Below are 5,196 nucleotides of genomic sequence, written 5' to 3'. Positions count from 1 at the left end.
ACAAAGTTCGGGCGCTCAGGCGGCTTGGGACGTGGCGTGTTCGGCGGCCAGCTCGGCCGCATGCGCGGCCTGCGGCACCTCGACGATGCGCTGGACGAAAATGCCCGGCGTCACGATGTGTTCCGGGCGTGGCGTCGAGCGGCAGGACGGGGGCGGAGGACGGGTGGTTCATGCGGAAACGGCGAAATGGAAGCGGGGATGCGGCAACGATCAGACAGGTGTATCGAATACCAGAATAACTGCTTAACTTGTACTGGTACAAACGCAGGCCTATTGTAGCGGCTCGCGCGCTGGCAGGGCAGCGGGCGTCCCACAAAACGCGTTGCATGGGGCCGGAACAGGCGCTGAGGCGTCTGTCGCACCGGCAACGGTACCAAGGAGCGAACGATGAAACACCACGACCAGGTCGCCGACGCATTCGGCACGACGGCCGCCGCCTATCTGACGAGCACGGTCCACGCGACGGGCGCCGATCTGCAGACGCTCGCCGACGCGGTGCGCGCGACGCCCGATGCCGCGGTGCTCGATCTTGGCTGCGGCGCCGGCCATGCGAGCTTCGCGGTCGCGCCGCACGTGCGCGACGTGGTCGCCTACGATCTCGCCGCGCAGATGCTCGCGACCGTCGACGCCGCCGCGCGCGAGCGCGGGCTCGCGAACATTCGCACGCAGCAGGGCCCGGCCGAGCAGCTGCCGTTCGAGACGGCGACGTTCGACTGGGTCGTGAGCCGGATGAGCGCGCACCACTGGCACGACATGCGCGCGGCGCTCGCCGAGGTACGCCGTGTGCTGAAACCGGGCGGCCGCGTGCTGATGATCGACATCGCCGGCAACGACCATCCGCTCCTCGACACGTACCTGCAGGCCGCGGAAGTGCTGCGCGACGCGTCGCACGTGCGCGACTACCGCGCGGACGAATGGCTCGCGATGTTCCGCGATGCCGGCTTCGACGCGCACGTGCACGGCCGCTGGCGGCTGCCGATCGATTTCGATACGTGGGTCGCGCGGATCCGCACGCCGGCCGACAGCGTCACCGGCATTCGCGCGCTGTGGGCGCATGCGCCGGACGAGGTACGCGGCTACTACGCGGTGCAGCCCGACGGTTCGTTCGAACACGACGCGCTGCTGATCGACGCGCACTGAGCGCGCGGTGTGCCGCTGCTGGTTCGCCGGCGCATGAAAAAAGCCGCGATACGCACCGTGGGCACGGTGGCGTATCGCGGCTTTCACGATGCCGGTTGGCGCGGAACGAACCCGCGCCGCATGCGGATCAGCCCGTGTTGCGCAGGCCGGCCGCGATCCCGTTGATCGTCAGGTGAATCCCGCGGCGCAGCCGCGCGTTCGTGTCGCCCGCGCGGTGGCGCTTGATCAGCTCGACCTGCAGGTGGTTCAGCGGATCGAGATACGGGAAGCGGTTCTTGATCGAGCGCGCGAGCAGCGGGTTGGTCGCGAGGCGGCCTTCGTGCCCGGTGATCTCCGCCAGCGCCTGCGACGTGCGCTCCCATTCCGCGACGATCCGCTCGAACACGTGCTTGCGCAGCTTGCGATCGGAAACGAGCTGCGCGTAGCGCGACGCGACCGCGAGGTCGGTCTTCGCGAGCACCATGTCCATGTTCGACAGCAGGTTCGCGAAGAACGGCCAGGTCTTGTTCATCTTCTTCAGCAACGCGACACGCTTCGTGCGTTCGGCGTCGTCCTGCGCACCGTCGAGATACGCGCTCACCGCGCTGCCGAAGCCGTACCAGCCGGTCAGCAGCAGTCGGCACTGGCCCCACGAGAAGCCCCACGGAATCGCGCGCAGGTCCTCGATCTTGCGCTGCTTCGGATCCTGCAGCTTGCGCGAAGCCGGGCGGCTGCCGATGTTCAGCTCGGCGATCTCGGTGATCGGCGTCGACGAGAAGAAATAGTCGGTGAAGCCCGGGGTTTCGTAGACGAGCGCGCGGTACGCGGCCATCGCCGAATCGGACAGCGTCTGCATCGCGGCCTCGAACGCCGGCAGCTGCGCGGGCGCGTTGTTTTGCGGCAGGAGCGTTGCCTCGAGCGTCGCGGCGACGACCGTCTCGAGGTTGCGGCGGCCGATCTCCGGGTTCGCGAACTTGCTCGCGATCACCTCGCCCTGTTCGGTCAGGCGGATCTGGCCGTTCACGGTGCCCGGCGGCTGCGACAGGATCGCCTGGTAGGTCGGACCGCCGCCGCGGCCGACCGTGCCGCCGCGGCCGTGGAACAGGCGCAGCGTGATCTTGCGGTCGCGGAACAGGTCGACGAGCGCGAGCTCCGCGCGATACAGCTCCCAGTTCGACGTGAGGAAGCCGCCGTCCTTGTTGCTGTCCGAATAGCCGAGCATCACTTCCTGCTCGGCGCCCTGGTGCGCGATCAGCGCGTCGATGCCCGGCAGTGCGAAGTATTCGCGCATGATGCGCGCGGCGTCGCGCAGGTCGGGAATCGTCTCGAACAGCGGGATCACCATCAGGCTGTTCTTCGCATCGCCGCCCGGTACGCCGAGCGCGCCTTCGAGCAGGCCCGTCTCCTTCTGCAGCAGCAGCACTTCGACGAGGTCGCTGACGGTTTCCGTATGCGAAATGATGTAGTTGCGTACCGCGCGTGCGCCGAATTGCGCGCGGACTTCGCGCGCCTTCTCGAACACGCCGAGCTCGCTCTGCGCGAGCGCCGAGTATTCGAAGTATGGCGAGCGCAACGGACGCGGATCGGCAAGCGCGGCGAGCAGCACGCGCAGCTTGTCTTCCTCCGCGAGCGCCGCGTAGTCGGCCTCGACGCCCGCGCGCGCGAACAGTTCGGCGACCACGGCTTCGTGGACGTCGGAGCTCTGGCGCAGGTCGATGCTCGCGAGATGGAAGCCGAACACTTCGGCCGCGCGCACGAGCGGCGCGAGGCGCGGCGCGGCGAGCGACGTGCCGTGGTGTTCGTCGAGCGACGCGGTCAGCACCTTCAGGTCGGCGACGAACGCTTCGGAATCCGCATACGGGATCGCGCGCACCGGCGGCGCGCCGCGGCCCGCGCTGCGCACGGGCACCGTGCCTTCGCCGAGGCGCACGCGCGCGCTGGCGGCGAGGCGCGTGTAGATGCCGATCAGCGCGCGGCGATACGGCTCGTCGACCCGGTGCGGCGACTGGTCGGGGGATGCTGCCGCGAGCGCCTTCACGGCGTCGTTCGCGCCGACGAGCAGGTTCGACACCGACAGCTCGGCGCCGAGCTTGTGCACCTGCTCCAGATAATGCTCGAGGATCACCGCGGCCTGGCGGTTGATCGCCTCGTCGAGCGTCGGGGCCGTGACGTTCGGGTTGCCGTCGCGGTCGCCGCCGATCCAGCTGCCCATCTGGAAGAACGCCGGTACGCGCGCGGACAGGCCGTGCTCGGCGAGCGCGGCCTCGATGTCGCCGTACAACGCGGGCAGTTCGTCGAGGAACGTCGCGCGGTAGTACGACAGCGCGTTCTCGATTTCGTCGCCGACCGTCAGGCGCGCGTCGCGCAGCATGCGCGTCTGCCACAGCGTGGTGACGCGGGCGCGCAGCATCGACTCGTTGTACTGGCGCTCACGGCCGGTCAACTCCTGGTCGCGCTCGGCGAGCAGGCGCGCGATGTCGTGCTGCGCATCGAGGATGCTCTTGCGCTGCACTTCGGTCGGGTGCGCGGTCAGCACCGGCACGATCAGGGCATCGTCGAAGAAGCGCTGCAGCAGGCGCTTCGACGCGTTGCCGGTCGTCTTCAGCTGTTCGAGCGCGTACGCGACCGTGCCGGGCTGCGATGCCGAGCCGGCCAGCGCGTGGATGCGGCGGCGGCGGTTGTGATGACGGTCTTCGGCGATGTTCGCGAGATGCGAGAAATAGCTGAACGCGCGCACGACGCTCACCGTCTGCTCCGGCGTCAGCTTGCGCAGCTTCTTCTCGAGCGTCTGCGCGGCTTCGCTGTCGTCCTCGCGGCGGAACTTGACCGCGGTCTGGCGAATCGTCTCGACGACATCGAACACGGTGTCGCCTTCCTGCTCGCGCACGACGTCGCCGAGCAGGCGGCCGAGGAAGCGGATGTCGTCGAACAGCGGGCCGTCCTTGTCTTCGCGCGTGCGCGTGCCGGACTTCGTCGCACCGGCCGTGCGGGCCGCGGTGCGGGCCGCCGGGCCGGCGGCTTTCGCCGGGCGTTTTGTCTGACGTATCGGGTCTTTCGGTTTCGTTGCCGTTTTCGCACGGCCGTTCGCGGCGGTGGCGACGGTGTCCGTCGAGGCGTCGGAGGAGGACAGGGCAGCATTGCGGCGCGCCGTACGCGCCGATCCGGAAGACTTCACGATGGGTTTCCTTGGGAAAGCTCGAGTCAAAAGGAACTGCGGAAACTGCGAAACTGCGGTCAAGCAACCAGCTACGTGCGGCACATCCGCACATCGGCGCCGCGACCCGCTCGGCGGCAGGCCGGGCGCAGGCTCCGGGCCCGGGCGGGCAGGGGCGTGCGTGCTACCATTGTTCGATCTTCAATCCCGTCCTTCGATGTTCCAGCAATGAATTCCGAGACCCCTGCGGCCGGGCCGCAACAGGCACTGTCGCCCACGACGTTGACGATTGCTTCGCGCGAAAGCCGCCTGGCGATGTGGCAAGCCGAACATGTGCGTGATGCGCTGCGCAAATTATATCCAGCTTGTGACGTGAAAATCCTCGGGATGACGACGCGCGGCGACCAGATTCTCGATCGCACGCTGTCGAAGGTCGGCGGCAAGGGCCTGTTCGTGAAGGAACTGGAGGCCGCGCTGGCCGACGGCCGCGCCGATCTCGCCGTGCATTCGCTGAAGGACGTGCCGATGGCATTGCCCGACGGCTTCTCGCTTGCCGCGATCATGGAGCGCGAGGATCCGCGCGATGCATTCGTGTCGAACGACTACGCGTCGCTCGACGCGCTGCCGGCCGGCGCCGTGGTCGGTACGTCGAGCCTGCGTCGCGAGGCGATGCTGCGCTCGCGCTACCCGCACCTGGACGTGTTGCCGCTGCGCGGCAACCTCGATACGCGCCTGTCGAAGCTCGATCGCGGCGACTACGCGGCGATCATCCTCGCGGCCGCCGGCCTGAAGCGCCTCGGCCTCGAAGCGCGGATCCGCGCGCTGCTCGACGTCGACGCGAGCCCGCCCGCCGCGGGCCAGGGCGCGCTCGGCATCGAGATCGCATCGCACCGCAGCGACGTCGCCGCGTGGCTCGCGCCGCT

Annotated in this window: 3 protein-coding genes and 1 pseudogene; 2 read left to right on the top strand and 2 right to left on the bottom strand. The window is 68.7% G+C overall.

Going from position 1 to position 5,196, the window contains the following annotated elements; genetic code table 11:
* Positions 1-15: 15 nt before the first annotated feature.
* Positions 16-154: pseudogene (locus G3N61_RS37950) on the bottom strand (3-oxoadipate CoA-transferase); the annotation flags it as partial.
* Positions 155-387: 233 nt separating this feature from the next.
* On the opposite strand from G3N61_RS37950, the gene G3N61_RS37945 reads away from it, so the two are divergent.
* Positions 388-1,140 carry a class I SAM-dependent methyltransferase gene (locus tag G3N61_RS37945; protein WP_089451105.1) on the top strand — a complete coding sequence of 251 codons (753 nt, stop codon included), beginning with the start codon at positions 388-390 and terminating at the stop codon, positions 1,138-1,140.
* Positions 1,141-1,267: 127 nt separating this feature from the next.
* On the opposite strand, the gene ppc is transcribed toward G3N61_RS37945, so the two are convergent.
* Positions 1,268-4,294 (bottom strand): phosphoenolpyruvate carboxylase, encoded by a 3,027-nt coding sequence (gene ppc, locus G3N61_RS37940; RefSeq protein WP_089451104.1) that lies wholly within the window; start codon positions 4,292-4,294, stop codon positions 1,268-1,270.
* 207 nt (positions 4,295-4,501) lie between these two features.
* Between ppc and hemC the strand changes: the two genes are divergently transcribed.
* The coding region (gene hemC, locus G3N61_RS37935) for a hydroxymethylbilane synthase (RefSeq protein ID WP_205824986.1) at positions 4,502-5,196 on the top strand (695 nt) is incomplete at its 3' end.

Source organism: Burkholderia sp. Ac-20349, assembly GCF_017104865.1.
Lineage (GTDB): Bacteria > Pseudomonadota > Gammaproteobacteria > Burkholderiales > Burkholderiaceae > Burkholderia > Burkholderia aenigmatica.
Note: the sequence above shows the minus strand (reverse complement) of the source record. Positions and strands in the feature narration are given on the sequence as shown.

What these genes read in the sequence shown, in the direction of transcription:
- G3N61_RS37945 (WP_089451105.1), top strand. Translation starts at nt 388, where the DNA reads ATGAAACACCACGACCAGGTCGCCGACGCATTCGGCACGACGGCCGCC.